Genomic DNA, 14,787 nt, shown 5'->3' with positions numbered 1-14,787 from the left:
GCATGGATGCAGGCTGGTGCCCGACCCGATAGCCTGAAGGAATAAGCTGAGGGCACCGCGAAGCGGCGATTTTCTTGCCGGGAGCCCGGGTTGTCAGGGCGGCGGCGACTGAGCCGCCCTGACACGTTCACAGGTATTGTGGCGACAGAGAAGCAGGGAACGTAAGGTGAACGGAACCACCTCCAAAGCCGTATGTTCCCCTCTCCCTCTCCCCGAAGGGGGCAATTCGTAGGCCGGGTCGCCACCCGGCACCGCTCACAGCTGAGCAAATCCCCCCTCCCCAACCCACGACCCAAGCCGGTAATACACCACCTCTACCGCCTCTTTTACCGGCGGCGTCATCGGGTAATAAAACCCGACGATATCCGGCTGAATGCCCAAAAACAGCACCTCGCCCACGTCGTCCTTGATCTGATCCACCAGATAATTGAGCGGCATGTTGTGGGTGGTCATCATAAACATCTCGGCGATATCGTCCGGGTCGATCAGGCGGATCTCGCCGGGGTTGAGCCCCATATCGGTGGCATCGACGATTAACAGCCGGTCCGGGTGCAGCTCGCGAATCGCCACCACGTCGTTTTCCGGCGCGCTGCCGCCGTCAATCACCACCCAATTCCCCTGCGGGTTCGATTGACACATTTCCGCCAGCAGCGGGCCTGCGCCGTCGTCGCCCATCATGCTGTTGCCTACGCACAGTAAAACGTCAGTCACGTAATCTCCTCACCATCAGGTAGATGGCACTCTCCTGATGAATATCATGCAGCATCCCGAGCAGGGTTTTCGTCCACGCCTGCTGGGTAGGGGTTTGCCCGCCGAGCGCCGCGTCAAAGGCGTTGGCGAGCATCGCGATATGGTTGGCGTCGATAACGATTTCGCCATACTTCGGCACGCCTTCCATTTTGCGCCGCGCGGTGCTGCCCTCCTCCAGCGTGCTTATCCACGCCAGATAGTCGTCCCACGGGCAGCTTAGCGCCGCCTCCAGGCAGTCGATCACGCCGAGGTGGTGCCCAATCGCCAGGCTGTAATAGACCACCTGCTGCGCCGCATCCGGCGTGGCGTCGTTCTCATCAATAAACTTACGGCTCAGCTGGCTGAACACCACCGTTTCACTCATCGGATACGCGCCTCGTCTACCACCTGATTCAGGTTCGCCACAATCTCGTTCAGGCGCGGATCGTTTTCCGCCTCCAGCCAGCGGGCCACCTGACGATCGCCCTGGCTCAGCAGGCGCAGATAGTCATCGGCAATCTGGCGGCCGTAGCGATACCCCGCCAGCCTGCGCGCCATCCGGTCAACCTTAACGCGCAGCGGCTGCACCATGTCCGGATGCAATATCGCGGCGGGCTGGCTGTCTATCTCACCCGGCTCGCGGGCGTGGATTTTCTGCTCCAGCAGGCCGAGCGCCATCGCAAAGCCGTACAGCGTAGCGGCGGGCGTCGGCGGGCAGCCCGGAATATAGACATCCACCGGCACGATTTTGTCGGTGCCGCCCCACACGCAGTACAGATCGTGGAAGATGCCGCCGCTGTTGCCGCACGCCCCGTAGGAGATGCAGATTTTCGGGTCGGGGGCCGACTGCCAGGCGCGCAGCGCAGGGGAACGCATGGCGCGGGTCACCGCCCCGGTGAACAGCAGAATGTCCGCATGGCGCGGGGACGGCACCACCTTGATGCCAAAGCGTTCGGCATCGAACAGCGGCGACAGGGTGGCGAAGATTTCAATCTCACAGCCGTTGCAGCCGCCGCAGTCCACGCGGTAGACGTAGGCCGAGCGTTTGATTTTTTTCAGCAGCGATGCCTTCATGCTGGCGATGGATTCGTCCACCGTCATCGGCACCGGAATGCCCCGCTCGTCGCGCGGGCCGAGTAAGTTTTCCATTAGCTGGCCTCTCTCATGTGGCGGGTTAAATCGATGCGGTCAGACGGCAGCAGGCACTTCTGACGCTTGCACTCCGGGCAGGTTTCAAAGCTTTCCCGGTGATGTTCGGCCCGCACGTCGCCGTTGTGCTTAAGCAGCGCAATGGCGTAGTCGATCTCTTTTTGCACGGCGAAGGGGCGCTGGCAGACGCGGCAGCTGCAGATGTCGAAGCGCGACTGCTGCAGGAAATCCGCTTTGTTCCACACCGCCAGCTCAAACTCCTGGGACAGGCGGATCGCCACCGTCGGGCAGACCTCTTCGCAGCGGCCGCAGAAGATGCAGCGCCCGAGGTTGAACTGCCAGCTCAGCGTCCCGGTCGCGAGATCGGTTTCCACCGTCAGGGCGCTCGACGGGCAGGCGTTGACGCAGGCCGCACAGCCGATGCACTGCTGCGGGTTATGCTCCGGCTTACCGCGAAAGTTTTTGTCTACCGGCATCGGCTCCAGCGGATAGCTGCTGGTCGGGGTGCCGGTTTTGATGACTTTTTTGATAAAGGTAAACATGGCGAATCCTTATTTCAGCGGCGAGTTCTTACGCTCGATGCTGTAGCGCTCAAGCTCTTTGTACGGCACCACCTGGCTTTTCTTCTTACGCACGTCCACCACCGTCATGCGGTCGGTGCAGGAGTAGCACGGATCGAGGCTGCCGATGATCAGCGGCGCGTCCGACACCGTGTTGCCGCGCAGCATGTAGCGCAGCGTCGGCCAGTTGGCGTAGGTCGCCGCGCGGCAGCGCCAGCGGTAGAGCTTCTGGTTGTCGCCAGTCATGCTCCAGTGGATGTCGTCCCCGCGCGGCGCTTCGGCGAAGCCGAGGGCAAAGCGGTTGGGAATGTAGGTGAAGCCTTCCACCATCAGCGGGCCGCCCGGCAGATTGTCCAGGCCGAAGTCAATCATGTTCAGGGCGGTGTAGACTTCGTTGATACGCACCTTCAGGCGCGAGATCACGTCGCAGCCCTGCTCGCTGTGGACGGTCATCGGCAGCAGGCCGTAGCCCACGAACGGGTGATCGGCGCGGGTGTCGCGGGCGTGGCCGCTGGCGCGCACCATCGGGCCGACGTTGCTGAAGTCGCGGGCGATCTCCGGGTCAAGACGGCCAATGCCTACGGTGCGCTGCTCGATGTTGGGCGTGCTGAGCAGCATGTCCACCAGCTCCTGCACGTCCCGGCGCATCTGCTGGGCGAGCTGGCGGGTCTGGATCATGTCGTCCTTCAGCAGGTCGCGGCGGATCCCGCCGATCAGGTTCAGGCCGTAGGTTTTACGCGCCCCGGTGAGGATCTCCGCCATCTTCATCGACGCCTCGCGCACGCGGAAGAACTGCATAAACCCGGAGTCGAAGCCGACGAAGTGGCAGGCCAGGCCGAGGTTCAGCAGGTGCGAGTGCAGACGCTCCACTTCGAGCAGAATGGCGCGGATCATCTGCGCGCGCTCCGGCACCACGATCCCCATGCCGTTCTCCACCGAGGTGGTGTAAGCGGTGCTGTGGGCGAAGCCGCAGATGCCGCACACGCGGTCGGAGAGGAAGGTCACTTCGTTGTAGCCCATGCGGGTTTCCGCCAGCTTTTCCATGCCGCGGTGGACGTAGAACAGGCGGTAGTCGGCGTCGATAATGTTCTCGCCGTCAACGAACAGGCGGAAGTGGCCCGGCTCATCGGAGGTGACGTGCAGCGGGCCAATCGGCACCACGTTGTTCTTTTTGCTGCCCAGCTCGTTGATGAATTCGTAGGTTTCGCTGTCGGTGGTCGGCGCCGGGCGCTGGCGGTAGTCCATGCTGTCTTTACGCAGCGGATAGAGTTCATCCGGCCAGTCGTCCGGCAGCACCAGGCGGCGCTCGTCCGGCAGGCCGACGGGCACCAGACCGTACATGTCGCGCACTTCGCGCTCGCCCCAGACGGCGGCAGGCACGCGCGGCGTGACGGACGGGTATTCCGGCTTGTTCGGGTCAACCTCTACGCGCACGGTAAGCCAGCACTTCTCGAACTGCTCCATCGACATCACGTAGTAGACGGCGTAGCTGCCGCACAGCTGGCGTTCGTCGTTACCGAACAGCACCGACAGCCAGCCGCCCTGCTTGTAGTACAGAAACTCCACCACTTCCGGCAGGTAGTTCACCTTCACGGTGATCGTAATCTGGTCTTTCGTTTGCCAGGACTCATCCAGCACCACGCCGGGGAAGGCCTGATGCAGTGCGGCAAGATACTGCTGACCTTTTTTCTCTTCAGACATAAAAACTCTCTTCAATCACGCTACCAGCAAGGAGACAAACGCTAAAAATGCAAACCCGAACCCGGCCCAGGTAATGCGCGACGTTGCGGCAAAGCGCAGACGCGCCATGCTGTTTTCAAACAGGGCAATCACCAGCACGCCGACCAGCAGCTTGAGGGCGGCAATCACTACCGCCAGCAGCAGCCCGCCCGCCGAGAAGTGCGTCATCTGCCCCCACGGGAAGAACACGCCGACGAACATCTGGAGCACCACCAGCTGCTTGAGGCTGATGCCCCACTTCAGCACCGCAAAGCCGTAGCCGCTGTATTCGGTGAGCGGCCCTTCCTGCAGCTCCTGCTCCGCTTCCGCGAGGTCGAACGGCAGTTTGCCCATCTCAATAAAGGTGGCGAACGCGCAGGCGCACAGCGCCAGCCCCAGGGGAATGGAGCGCGCCAGCGGCCAGTGGTAGACGGTGCTGGTGATAAAGCTGATGTGGGTAGACCCCGCCACCTGGGCGGCAACCCACAGCCCGAGCAGCAGGATCGGCTCTACCAGCACGCCGAGCATCGCTTCGCGGCTGGCGCCGATCCCGGTGAACGGGCTTCCGGTATCCAGACCCGCAATGGCAAAGAAGAAGCGGGCGATGGCGAAGAGATAGATCAGGGTGATCAGATCCCCCAGCGCCGGCAGCGGCGAGCCAACGGTGACGACAGGAAGCGCGGTGGCGATGGTGAGCATCACGCCCACCATCACGAACGGCGTCAGGCGAAACACCCAGCCCGCGGCGTCCGGCGCCACGCTCTGGCGCCCGAGCAGCTTGAAGAGATCGCGGTACTCCTGCAGCACGCCAGGCCCGCGACGGTTGTGCATCCGGGCGCGCGCCACGCGGCTAATCCCGGAGAGCAGCGGCGCGGCGGCGAATAACACCAGCGCCTGAAGTATTGCCAGTAACAGACTCATGTCAGGCTCCTCGTGAAATCACAATCACTACCAGCACCGCCAGCTCGATCAGCGCCAGGCGTCGGAACAGCGCGGGCGCGGCGGCACTCTGCCAGCCCGGCACTAACCCCACCGGGTTGAGCCAGTGGCGCAGCTTCAGCACCGCGGCGAAGTTCTCCTTCACCGGCATGGCGAAACCGTGGGCGGTGATGACCATCGACTGCTCGTGTTCGTAGCCGCAGGCCCACGCCGCACCGCGCGCGCGGGACGCCAGCCGGTCGCGTTTGAAGAACAGCATCAGGATGAACGGCAGCAGCGGCGCGGCAATCAGCAGCAGCGCCATCATCGGCTGGGACACGACGGTGTGCGCCGTGACCAGCGGCAGCGGAATCGCGCTTCCCAGCAGCGGCAGCAGCCACGGCGCGGCAACGCCGCCCGCGATGCAGCACAGGGCCAGCGCCACCACGCTTGTCGCCATCAATACGGGCGCGCAGCAGGCGTTTTCCGCCTCGCGGGTGCGCGGCGCGCCGAGGAAGGTCACGCCGTACACTTTCGCCATACACATCACCGCCAGCGCCCCGGTAATTGCCAGCCCGACCGCCAGCAGCGGCCCTAACAGGCGGGCGATAAACAGGTTGCTTTGACCGAGCGCGAAGAAGGACTGGTAAATCACCCACTCCCCGGCAAAGCCGTTCAGCGGCGGCAGCGCGGCCATTGCCATCAGCCCGACCAGCATCGCCAGCGCGATAACCGGCATTTTCTTGCCGATCCCGCCCAGCTTTTCGATATCCCGGTGCCCGGTGCGGAACCAGACGCTGCCCGCGCCGAGGAACAGCGTGCTTTTAAACAGGCTGTGGTTGATGAGGTGGTAAAGCCCGCCAATAAACCCGGCGGCAATCAGCGCCGGCTGGTTCAGCGCCAGCCCGGTGATGCCCGCGCCGAGGCCGAGCAGGATAATGCCGATGTTTTCCAGAGTGTGGTACGCCAGCAGGCGCTGGATGTTGTGCTCCATCAGCGCGTACAGCCCGCCGACAAACGCCGTCACCATCCCCGCCACCAGCAGCAGCACGCCCCACCACAGTGGCGGCTGCCCGCCCGCGAGGGAGAGCATCAGAATGCCGAACAGCCCGACCTTCATCACCACGGTGGAGAACAGCGCCGCCGCAGGGGCGGAGGCGTTGGCGTGGGCCTGGGGAACCCAGCCGTGCAGCGGAATAATCCCCGCCAGCAGGCCAAAGCCCGCCACGCCCAGCAGCCAGACGTCGTCGCCCAGCGGCTGGCCGTGCAGGTCGGCAAAGTCCAGGGTGCCGAAGCGCTGCCACACCAGCCAGCAGGCCAGGGCGAGCAGCAGCGTGCCGAGGCGACCCAGGGCAAACCACAGCTTGCCGGAGGCGCTGCATCCGGTCAGGAACACGCCACACAGGGCCATGATCTCCGCCATCACCACCAGCGCGCCGAGGTTGCTGGCGATCACCGTACACACGGCGGTCGCCATCAGCAGATTCACCAGCAGGCCGTTGGCTTTGGCGTCCGGATGGCGGTGCCAGTCGATATTAAACAGGCTGATAAACAGCCCGCACAGGCCGAAGGTCACCAGCCAGATGGCGTTCAGCGGCGTGAGCGCAACGGCGTGACGCACCAGCGGCATCACCGCCTCAGCCGAGCGCCCGCCGAGCAACACCACCGCGCCGCAGGCCAGGGTCATCAGGCTGCCGACTGCCCCGCCAATTCCGGCAATCCAGCCGCTGAGCGGCTTATGGAAGGCGCAGATAAGCGCCAGCACCGCGGAGGCGGCGAACCAGGCCACCGCGCTGTTAATCATCATCACAGCGTTCATTTTGCCCCCTCGCTCTGCGCCTGAAGCAGCGACAGATCGCCGAAATCGGTGTTGATGGTCAGCTCGCGCTTGCGCCTGCTGGTGCGGGCGATATCGCGGATATTGACCAGAATCAGCGCCTTGGTCGGGCAGGTGCGCACGCAGGCCGGGCCCTGTTCGTCAAAGCTGCACAGGTCGCACTTGACGGCGATGGCCCGCACGCCCGGCACCCAGTCCAGCAGCGAGCTGACGCGCGCAGGGGCCGGCGGCGCGGGCGGCGCTTTCGGGGTGTTGGCGTTAGCCGGAACATGCAGCGGGCGGCTGCCGGAAAATTCAATGGCGCCAAACGGGCAGGCGATGGCGCACAGCTTGCAGCTGACGCACAGGCTCTCGTTCAGCTGTACCGCGCCGTCAACGCGGGTGATGGCGTTCACCGGGCACACGCCCGCGCACGGGGCATCTTCACAGTGGTGGCAGAGCTGCGGGGCAGACTCTTTTTCATTACGCATTACGCGCAGACGCGGCATTGACTGCAACCCGTGCAGGCGATGCGTTTCCGAACACGCCGCCTCACAGGTTCGACAGCCAATACAGACCGTCGAGTCGGCAATTACAAAACGGTTCACCGGGCAATCCTCTGGTGATGGTCATTTTTGACGAAAAGCTGTCGCATCGACACTTCTCGACACGTACAGATCAGGCAACGTTCGCCGACGGCGTCTCGCTCATCAGCTGCTGCAGGTTCACCGGCAAATCGTGCTCAACCGCGGTATAGAGGCTGTCGTAGACCGGCGCGATTTTTTCCAGGTAATGCTCCAGCACCTGCTGGCGATCGCGGTTGCTGACGTGGCCGTCCACCATGCCGTCTGTCATCAGCTGCGCCTGCGCAATGCGTTGTTTTTCGCCGTCTTTTGTCTCGACGTAGTATTCGATGGTGTGGCTGTTGAAGCTGTCTGCCAGGGTCACATAAATCGTGAAGTGGCCGAACAGCACAAAGCGCATGTCCCCCTGCGCCGCACAGCTCATGGCGTGGTGCAGGCGGGCTTTCGACAGGGTGATCCCCTGAACCAGAGAGTTACAGTACAGGTGCCATTGCTCCTGAAGCTGCTGGTGTCGCTGTGCGATGTAATCTGCTTTTTCGCTGATTTCCCAAATAGTCATGTCAGATATCCGGTTAATGGAGATTGCCCTGTTAAGCAGAATCCATGCCAGTTTTTAATTTATTGATTTTTAATAAATTTAATCTAACCCACGCTGTCAAACCGTCAATGTCGACGTGTCATTTCGACAGCGATGACATCGACACGCCCTAACAAAAATCAAGATGGCACCGTTATTGCATCAATGGCGCAATTCATTGAGGAGGCGTCATGCACGAAATCACCCTCTGCCAGCGGGCTCTGGAATTAATCGAACAGCAGGCAGTACAGAACAACGCAAAACGCGTGACCGGGGTCTGGCTGAAGATCGGCGCATTTTCCTGCGTCGAAACCAGCGCCCTCACCTTTTGCTTTGAGCTGGTGTGTCGCGACACCCTGGCGGAAGGCTGCACGCTGCATATTGAAGAGCAGCAGGCCGAATGCTGGTGCGAGCAGTGCCAGCAGTACGTCACGCTGCTGTCGTCCAAAGTTCAGCGCTGCCCGCAGTGCCAGAGCACCGGGCTGCGCATCGTGGCGGATGACGGAATGCAAATCCAGCGCCTCGAAATCGAGAGGAATTAACTATGTGTAGTACCTGCGGGTGTGCCGAAGGCAACCTCTATATAGAAGGGGACGAACATCGCCCCCACTCGGCGTTTCGCTCTGCGCCCTTCTCCCCTGCCCCGCGTCCGGCGGCGGCGTTAACCGGGCTGACCTTTACCCCGCAAACATCCCCGGCGGGCGATCTGCATTACGGGCACGGCGAAGCGGGCACCCACGCGCCGGGCATCAGCCAGCGGCAGATGCTGGAAGTGGAAATCAACGTGCTGGACAAAAACAACCAGATTGCCGCCCGCAACCGCGCCCGCTTCGCGGCCCGCAGGCAGCTGGTGCTGAACCTGGTCTCCAGCCCCGGCTCGGGCAAAACCACGCTGCTCACCGAAACGCTGAAGCGCCTGAACGCGCGGGTGTCCTGCGCGGTAATCGAAGGGGATCAGCAGACGGTGAACGACGCCGCGCGCATTCGCGAAACCGGCACGCCCGCCGTTCAGGTGAACACCGGGAAAGGCTGCCATCTGGACGCGCAGATGATTGCCGACGCCGCGCCGCGTCTGCCCATTCAGGATAACGGCGTGCTGTTTATTGAAAACGTCGGCAACCTGGTTTGCCCGGCGAGCTTTGACCTGGGGGAACGGCATAAGGTGGCGGTGCTCTCGGTGACCGAAGGGGAAGACAAGCCGCTGAAATATCCGCATATGTTCGCCGCCGCCTCGCTGATGCTGCTGAACAAAATCGACCTGCTGCCATACCTGAACTTCGACGTGGAGAAATGCCTGGCGTACGCCCGGGAGGTCAACCCGGACATTACCATCCTGCTGGTTTCCGCCACGCGCGGCGACGGCATGGACGCCTGGCTGAGCTGGCTGGAGAACGAACGATGTGCATAGGCGTACCGGGGCAAATCCAGTCGATTGACGGCGTTCAGGCGAAGGTAGAGGTGTGCGGCATCCTGCGCGACGTCGACCTGACGCTGGTGGGCAGCGAAGACGAAAACGGCGCGTCGCGCATCGGCCAGTGGGTGCTGGTACACGTCGGGTTTGCGATGAGCGTCATCAACGAAGCCGAAGCGCGCGACACGCTGGACGCCCTGCAAAACATGTTTGAGATGGAGCCTGACGTCGGGGCGCTGCTGTACGGCGAGGAGCGATAGCCATGCGTTACGTTGATGAATACCGCGCGCCGGAACAGGTGATGCAGCTGATTGCGCACCTGAAAACGCGCGCCGGCCTGCTGCGCTACACCGCCGACAAGCCGCTGCGCATCATGGAGGTGTGCGGCGGGCATACGCACGCCATCTTCAAGTTTGGCCTCGACCAGCTCTTGCCGGACAACATCGAATTTATCCACGGCCCCGGCTGCCCGGTGTGCGTCCTGCCGATGGGGCGCATCGACAGCTGCATTGAGATTGCCAGCCGGCCGGAGGTCATCTTCTGTACCTTTGGCGACGCCATGCGCGTGCCGGGCAAAAACGGTTCGCTACTCCAGGCCAGAGCGCGCGGCGCGGACGTGCGGATCGTTTACTCGCCGATGGATGCCCTGACGCTGGCGGCAGACAATCCCGAGCGCAAAGTGGTGTTTTTTGGCCTGGGATTTGAAACCACCATGCCCGCCACCGCCATCACACTACAGCAGGCGAAAGCGCGACATCTCGACAACTTTTTCTTCTTTTGTCAGCACATTACGCTGATCCCGACCCTGCGCAGCCTGCTCGACGAGCCGGACAACGGCATCGACGCGTTTCTCGCGCCGGGGCACGTCAGCATGGTCATCGGCACGGCGGCGTATGGCTTTATCGCCGACGAGTACGATCGCCCGTTAGTCGTGGCTGGTTTCGAACCACTTGATCTACTGCAAGGCGTTACCCTGCTGGTTGAGCAGAAAATAGCGGCCCTGAGTACGGTAGAAAATCAGTATCGCCGCGTGGTGCCGGACGCGGGCAATGTGCTGGCGCAAAAGGCGATTGCCGAAGTGTTCTGCGTCGAAGGCGACAGCGAATGGCGCGGCCTGGGATTGATTGCCGAATCCGGCGTGCGCCTGACCCCGGCCTATCGCGCGTTCGACGCCGAAGCGCATTTTCATCCGCAGCCGCAGCAGGTCTGCGACGATCCCCGCGCCCGCTGCGGCGAGGTGCTCACCGGTAAATGTAAGCCCCATCAATGCCCGTTATTTGGCAATACCTGTAACCCGCAAACGGCCTTTGGCGCCCTGATGGTGTCATCCGAAGGGGCCTGCGCCGCGTGGTATCAGTATCGCAATCAGGAGAGTGAAGTATGAACAGGGTTGAAATGGCGCACGGAAGCGGCGGTCAGGCGATGCAGCAGCTTATCAGCCGGCTGTTCATGGAGGCGTTTAACAATCCCTGGCTCGCCGAACAGGAAGACCAGGCGCGCATTGACCTCGCCACCCTCACCGCCCAGGGCGATCGGCTGGCGTTCTCCACCGACAGCTACGTGATCGATCCGCTGTTCTTCCCCGGCGGCGATATCGGCAAGCTGGCGGTATGCGGCACGGCAAACGATGTCGCCGTCAGCGGCGCCGTTCCCCGCTATCTCTCCTGCGGGTTTATCCTTGAAGAGGGGCTGCCCCTTGACACCCTGACCGCGGTGGTCAACAGCATGGCGCAGGCCGCCCGCGAGGCGGATATCGCCATCGTGACCGGAGACACCAAAGTGGTTCAGCGCGGCGCGGCCGACAAGCTGTTTATCAACACCGCCGGAATGGGGGCGATCCCGTCCGACATCCGCTGGGGCGCGCAGCAGCTTGACGTGGGCGATGTGCTGATCGTGAGCGGCACGCTGGGCTGCCACGGCGCCACCATACTGAACCTGCGCGAAGGGCTGGGTCTGGACGGCGAGCTGCGCAGCGACTGCGCCATTCTGACGCCGCTTATCCAGACGCTGCGCTCCCTGAAGGGGGTGAAAGCCCTGCGCGATGCCACCCGCGGCGGCGTCAATGCCGTGGTCCACGAATTTGCGGCAAGCTGCGGATGCGGCATTGAGCTAAACGAGTGCGGGCTGCCGGTGAAACCTGCGGTGCGCGGGTTATGCGAGCTACTTGGGCTCGATCCGCTAAACTTTGCCAATGAAGGCAAGCTGGTGATCGGCGTGGCGCGCGACAGCGCCGAGGCGGCGCTGGCGCAGCTGCGGTCGCACCCGCTGGGGAAAGATGCCGCGATTATCGGTGAAGTGGTTGAGCGCAAAGGGGTGCGCCTGACCGGGCTTTACGGCGTGAAGCGCACGCTGGATCTCCCGCACGCCGAGCCTTTACCCCGAATCTGCTAGAGCCGCGCCAAAAGCGGCCAGCGCTGAATTTATCTTTTTTGCCCGTTTCAACTGGAAAGCAATAATGCCGTATACACCGATGAGCGATCTTGGCCAGCAGGGCCTGTTTGACATCACGCGCACTCTTTTACAGCAGCCGGATCTCGGCGCGCTTAGCGACGCCCTGACCCGGCTGGTCAGGCAGTCGGCGCTGGCAGACAGCGCCGCCGTTGTGCTGTGGCACAGCGGGAGTCATCGCGCGAGCTATTTTTCCGCGCGCGACAGCGGCAAACCCTTTGAATACGAAGATGAAACCATTCTGGCGCACGGCCCGGTACGGCGCATTCTCTCCCGCCCGGAAGCGCTGCACTGTAGCTTTGACGAGTTCAGCCAGGCCTGGCCGATGCTGGCGCAAAGCAATCTCTATCAGCCTTTCGGCCACTACTGCCTGCTGCCGCTGGCGGCGGAAGGGCATATTTTTGGCGGCTGCGAGTTTATCCGCAACGCCAACCAGCCCTGGAGCGATGCGGAGTATGAGCGCTTACACACCTTCACCCAGATTGTCGGCGTGGTGGCGGAGCAGATCCAAAGCCGCGTCACTAACAACGTCGATTACGACCTGCTGAGCCGCGAGCGCGACAACTTCCGCATTCTGGTCGCCATCACCAACGCCGTGCTTTCGCGCCTCGACATGGACGAGCTGGTGAGCGAAGTCTCGAAAGAGATCCACCACTACTTTAAAATCGACGCGATTAGCATTGCGCTGCGCAGCAGCCGCAAGGGCAAGCTCAACCTCTACTCCACCCACTACCTGGACGAAGCCAATCCGGCGCACGAGCAGAGCGAGGTGGATGAAGCGGGAACCCTGTCCGAGCGGGTGTTTAAGAGCAAAGAGATTTTGCTGCTGAACCTGAACGAGCGGGACGTGCTCGCCCCCTATGAGCGGATGCTGTTTAACGCCTGGGGCACCAAGATCCAGACCCTGTGCCTGCTGCCGCTGATGTCCGGCAACACCATGCTCGGCGTGCTGAAGCTGGCCCAGTGCGAAGAGGGCGTGTTCACTACCGCCAACCTCAAGCTGCTGCGCCAGATCGCCGAACGTATCTCTATCGCGCTGGATAACGCGCTGGCCTACCAGGAGATCCACCGCCTGAAAGAGCGGCTGGTGGATGAAAACCTGGCGCTGACCGAGCAGCTCAACAACGTCGACAGCGAATTCGGGGAAATCATCGGCCGCAGCGACGCGATGTACAGCGTGCTCAAGCAGGTGGAAATGGTGGCGCAAAGCGACAGCACGGTGCTGATTCTGGGGGAGACGGGCACCGGGAAAGAGCTGATTGCCCGCGCCATTCACAACCTCAGCAACCGCAACAGCCGCCGGATGGTGAAAATGAACTGCGCCGCGATGCCGGCGGGCCTGCTGGAAAGCGACCTCTTCGGCCACGAGCGCGGCGCGTTTACCGGTGCCAGCAGCCAACGCCTGGGACGCTTCGAGCTGGCGGATAAAAGCTCGCTGTTCCTCGATGAAGTGGGCGATATGCCGCTGGAGCTCCAGCCGAAGCTGCTGCGCGTGTTGCAGGAGCAGGAGTTTGAACGCCTCGGCAGCAACAAGCTTATCCAGACCGACGTGCGGCTGATTGCCGCCACCAACCGCGACCTGAAAAAAATGGTCGCCGACCGCGAGTTTCGAAGCGACCTGTACTATCGCCTGAACGTCTTCCCTATCTTCCTCCCGCCGCTGCGCGAGCGCCCGGAAGACATTCCGCTGCTGGTGAAAGCCTTTACCGCCAAGATTGCCCGCCGGATGGGGCGCAGCATCGACAGCATTCCGGCAGAGACCTTACGCACGCTCTCCTCGATGGAATGGCCGGGCAACGTGCGCGAGCTGGAGAACGTCATTGAGCGCGCGGTGCTGTTAACGCGCGGCAACGTGCTGCAGCTTTCGCTGCCCGAAGTGGCGATGCCGGAGGTGCCGCGCGCGGCGGCGGAAGTGGCGCAGGACGGCGAAGACGAATTTCAGCTGATTATGCGCGTGCTTAAAGAGACTAACGGCGTGGTCGCCGGGCCGAAGGGAGCCGCGCAGCGCCTCGGACTCAAGCGCACCACTCTGCTCTCGCGCATGAAGCGGCTGGGGATCGATAAAGAGAGCCTGCTGTAGCCCTGCGCTACTTTTTAGGACGGTACTTTTCCGGTAATTCGGGCACCGGACGGCGGTCGTCAATCAGATGGCGAACGGTCAGAATGGGGTGACGCCATAGCATGCGCGGCCCCGCCCAGCGCATGATCTGCTTCATCTCTTCACGTTTAGCAGGCTGGTAGCAGTGTACCGGGCACTGCTTACAGGCGGGCTTTTCCTCACCGAACACGCATTTATCCAGGCGCTTGTCCGCGTAAGCGTTCAGCGCCCGATAATGCCCTTCCTCTTTCGAAGCCTGCGGGCACTGCTTTTCATACAGGGCGATCATTTTTGCGATGGTTTCTTTTTCGCGGGTAATGCGTTTGCCAGACATAGCGGGATACCGATCAATAAATTGCATTTATAATACCCCTTTATACCGTCCATTTCAGTCGTTGCATTTCATTTCCTGAAGACGCCTTCCAGTTTTACACCTTCTCCCCGTCCATTTTACTGGTATTTTATACAGGCAATTCAGAGCGCGCGCTGGCGCCATTGACCGGAGAGCCTATGCAACAGACAGCCATCACCCGACCGCTTCGCCACTTAAAGGTGGGGTACTTCAGAAAACGCCACGAAGATCGTAAAACGAAGATCCCGACGCGCTATAGCGTTCATGCCGCGTTGAGCCTGAAAGGCGACTGGCTGGAAGAGGCCGGATTTACCACAAATTCGCAGGTGAGAGTGGGTATTGAGCATGGAAAAATCGTTATCGAGCTTGTGCCGGAATGCATCTCGTAAAGCCGCGACATTTTTCTGCGCCGCGCCATTTTTTCAT

General features: G+C 62.0%; 17 protein-coding genes. 7 read left to right on the top strand and 10 right to left on the bottom strand.

The window, feature by feature from the left end:
* Positions 1–255: 255 nt before the first annotated feature.
* The 9 genes from hycI to hycA form a co-directional block, all read right to left on the bottom strand.
* Positions 256–711: a hydrogenase maturation peptidase HycI gene (hycI, locus tag AB6V08_RS20565; protein ID WP_368544657.1), complete on the bottom strand. Its 456-nt coding sequence runs from the start codon at positions 709–711 to the stop codon at positions 256–258.
* Entirely contained in the window at positions 704–1,114 is a 411-nt protein-coding gene (locus AB6V08_RS20560; protein WP_368544656.1) for a formate hydrogenlyase maturation HycH family protein, read from the bottom strand. Before AB6V08_RS20560 ends, hycI begins: the two co-directional genes overlap by 8 nt.
* The gene (locus tag AB6V08_RS20555; RefSeq protein ID WP_368544655.1) at positions 1,111–1,878 is read right to left on the bottom strand and encodes an NADH-quinone oxidoreductase subunit B family protein; all 768 of its coding nucleotides are present in this window, start codon (positions 1,876–1,878) and stop codon (positions 1,111–1,113) included. Before AB6V08_RS20555 ends, AB6V08_RS20560 begins: the two co-directional genes overlap by 4 nt.
* Entirely contained in the window at positions 1,878–2,420 is a 543-nt protein-coding gene (locus tag AB6V08_RS20550) for a formate hydrogenlyase complex iron-sulfur subunit (protein ID WP_368544654.1), read from the bottom strand. Before AB6V08_RS20550 ends, AB6V08_RS20555 begins: the two co-directional genes overlap by 1 nt.
* Positions 2,421–2,429: 9 nt before the next feature.
* Complete coding sequence (gene hycE / locus AB6V08_RS20545; protein WP_368544653.1) at positions 2,430–4,139, bottom strand: formate hydrogenlyase subunit HycE; 1,710 nt, start codon at positions 4,137–4,139, stop codon at positions 2,430–2,432.
* Positions 4,140–4,154: 15 nt separating this feature from the next.
* Positions 4,155–5,078 carry a respiratory chain complex I subunit 1 family protein gene (locus AB6V08_RS20540; protein ID WP_368544652.1) on the bottom strand — a complete coding sequence of 308 codons (924 nt, stop codon included), beginning with the start codon at positions 5,076–5,078 and terminating at the stop codon, positions 4,155–4,157.
* 1 nt (position 5,079) lies between these two features.
* Positions 5,080–6,894, bottom strand: coding sequence for a formate hydrogenlyase subunit 3 (gene hycC / locus AB6V08_RS20535; protein WP_368544651.1), 1,815 nt, complete (start codon positions 6,892–6,894; stop codon positions 5,080–5,082).
* A complete protein-coding gene (locus tag AB6V08_RS20530) occupies positions 6,891–7,499 on the bottom strand; it encodes a 4Fe-4S dicluster domain-containing protein (protein WP_368544650.1) in 609 nt (202 codons plus the stop codon). Before AB6V08_RS20530 ends, hycC begins: the two co-directional genes overlap by 4 nt.
* 70 nt (positions 7,500–7,569) lie before the next feature.
* Positions 7,570–8,034 carry a formate hydrogenlyase regulator HycA gene (gene hycA, locus AB6V08_RS20525; protein ID WP_368544649.1) on the bottom strand — a complete coding sequence of 155 codons (465 nt, stop codon included), beginning with the start codon at positions 8,032–8,034 and terminating at the stop codon, positions 7,570–7,572.
* 209 nt (positions 8,035–8,243) lie between these two features.
* Here hycA and hypA point away from each other — a divergent pair, with 209 nt between their 5' ends.
* The 6 genes from hypA (at position 8,244) to flhA (ending at position 13,991) form a co-directional block, all read left to right on the top strand.
* A complete protein-coding gene (gene hypA / locus AB6V08_RS20520) occupies positions 8,244–8,594 on the top strand; it encodes a hydrogenase maturation nickel metallochaperone HypA (RefSeq protein ID WP_368544648.1) in 351 nt (116 codons plus the stop codon).
* Between the two features lie 2 nt (positions 8,595–8,596).
* Positions 8,597–9,460 (top strand): hydrogenase nickel incorporation protein HypB, encoded by an 864-nt coding sequence (gene hypB / locus AB6V08_RS20515; RefSeq protein ID WP_368544647.1) that lies wholly within the window; start codon positions 8,597–8,599, stop codon positions 9,458–9,460.
* Positions 9,451–9,723, top strand: coding sequence for a HypC/HybG/HupF family hydrogenase formation chaperone (locus tag AB6V08_RS20510; RefSeq protein ID WP_368544646.1), 273 nt, complete (start codon positions 9,451–9,453; stop codon positions 9,721–9,723). The genes hypB and AB6V08_RS20510 overlap by 10 nt, the downstream gene beginning before the upstream one ends.
* A gap of 2 nt (positions 9,724–9,725) precedes the next feature.
* On the top strand, positions 9,726–10,847 hold the full coding sequence (hypD, locus tag AB6V08_RS20505; RefSeq protein ID WP_368544645.1) for a hydrogenase formation protein HypD: 1,122 nt from the start codon (positions 9,726–9,728) through the stop codon (positions 10,845–10,847).
* A complete protein-coding gene (gene hypE / locus AB6V08_RS20500; protein WP_368544644.1) occupies positions 10,844–11,854 on the top strand; it encodes a hydrogenase expression/formation protein HypE in 1,011 nt (336 codons plus the stop codon). Before hypD ends, hypE begins: the two co-directional genes overlap by 4 nt.
* 64 nt (positions 11,855–11,918) lie before the next feature.
* A complete protein-coding gene (gene flhA / locus AB6V08_RS20495) occupies positions 11,919–13,991 on the top strand; it encodes a formate hydrogenlyase transcriptional activator FlhA (protein WP_368544643.1) in 2,073 nt (690 codons plus the stop codon).
* A gap of 7 nt (positions 13,992–13,998) precedes the next feature.
* On the opposite strand, the gene AB6V08_RS20490 is transcribed toward flhA, so the two are convergent.
* Positions 13,999–14,343, bottom strand: coding sequence for a nitrous oxide-stimulated promoter family protein (locus tag AB6V08_RS20490; RefSeq protein ID WP_368544661.1), 345 nt, complete (start codon positions 14,341–14,343; stop codon positions 13,999–14,001).
* Between the two features lie 176 nt (positions 14,344–14,519).
* Between AB6V08_RS20490 and AB6V08_RS20485 the strand changes: the two genes are divergently transcribed.
* Positions 14,520–14,750, top strand: coding sequence for a SymE family type I addiction module toxin (locus AB6V08_RS20485; RefSeq protein WP_368544642.1), 231 nt, complete (start codon positions 14,520–14,522; stop codon positions 14,748–14,750).
* Positions 14,751–14,787: the final 37 nt, after the last annotated feature.

This window comes from Enterobacter soli, assembly GCF_964208575.1.
GTDB classification, from domain to species: Bacteria; Pseudomonadota; Gammaproteobacteria; order Enterobacterales; family Enterobacteriaceae; genus Enterobacter; species Enterobacter soli_A.
The sequence above is the reverse complement of the archived record's forward strand: the minus strand, read 5'-3'. Positions and strand labels throughout refer to the sequence as shown.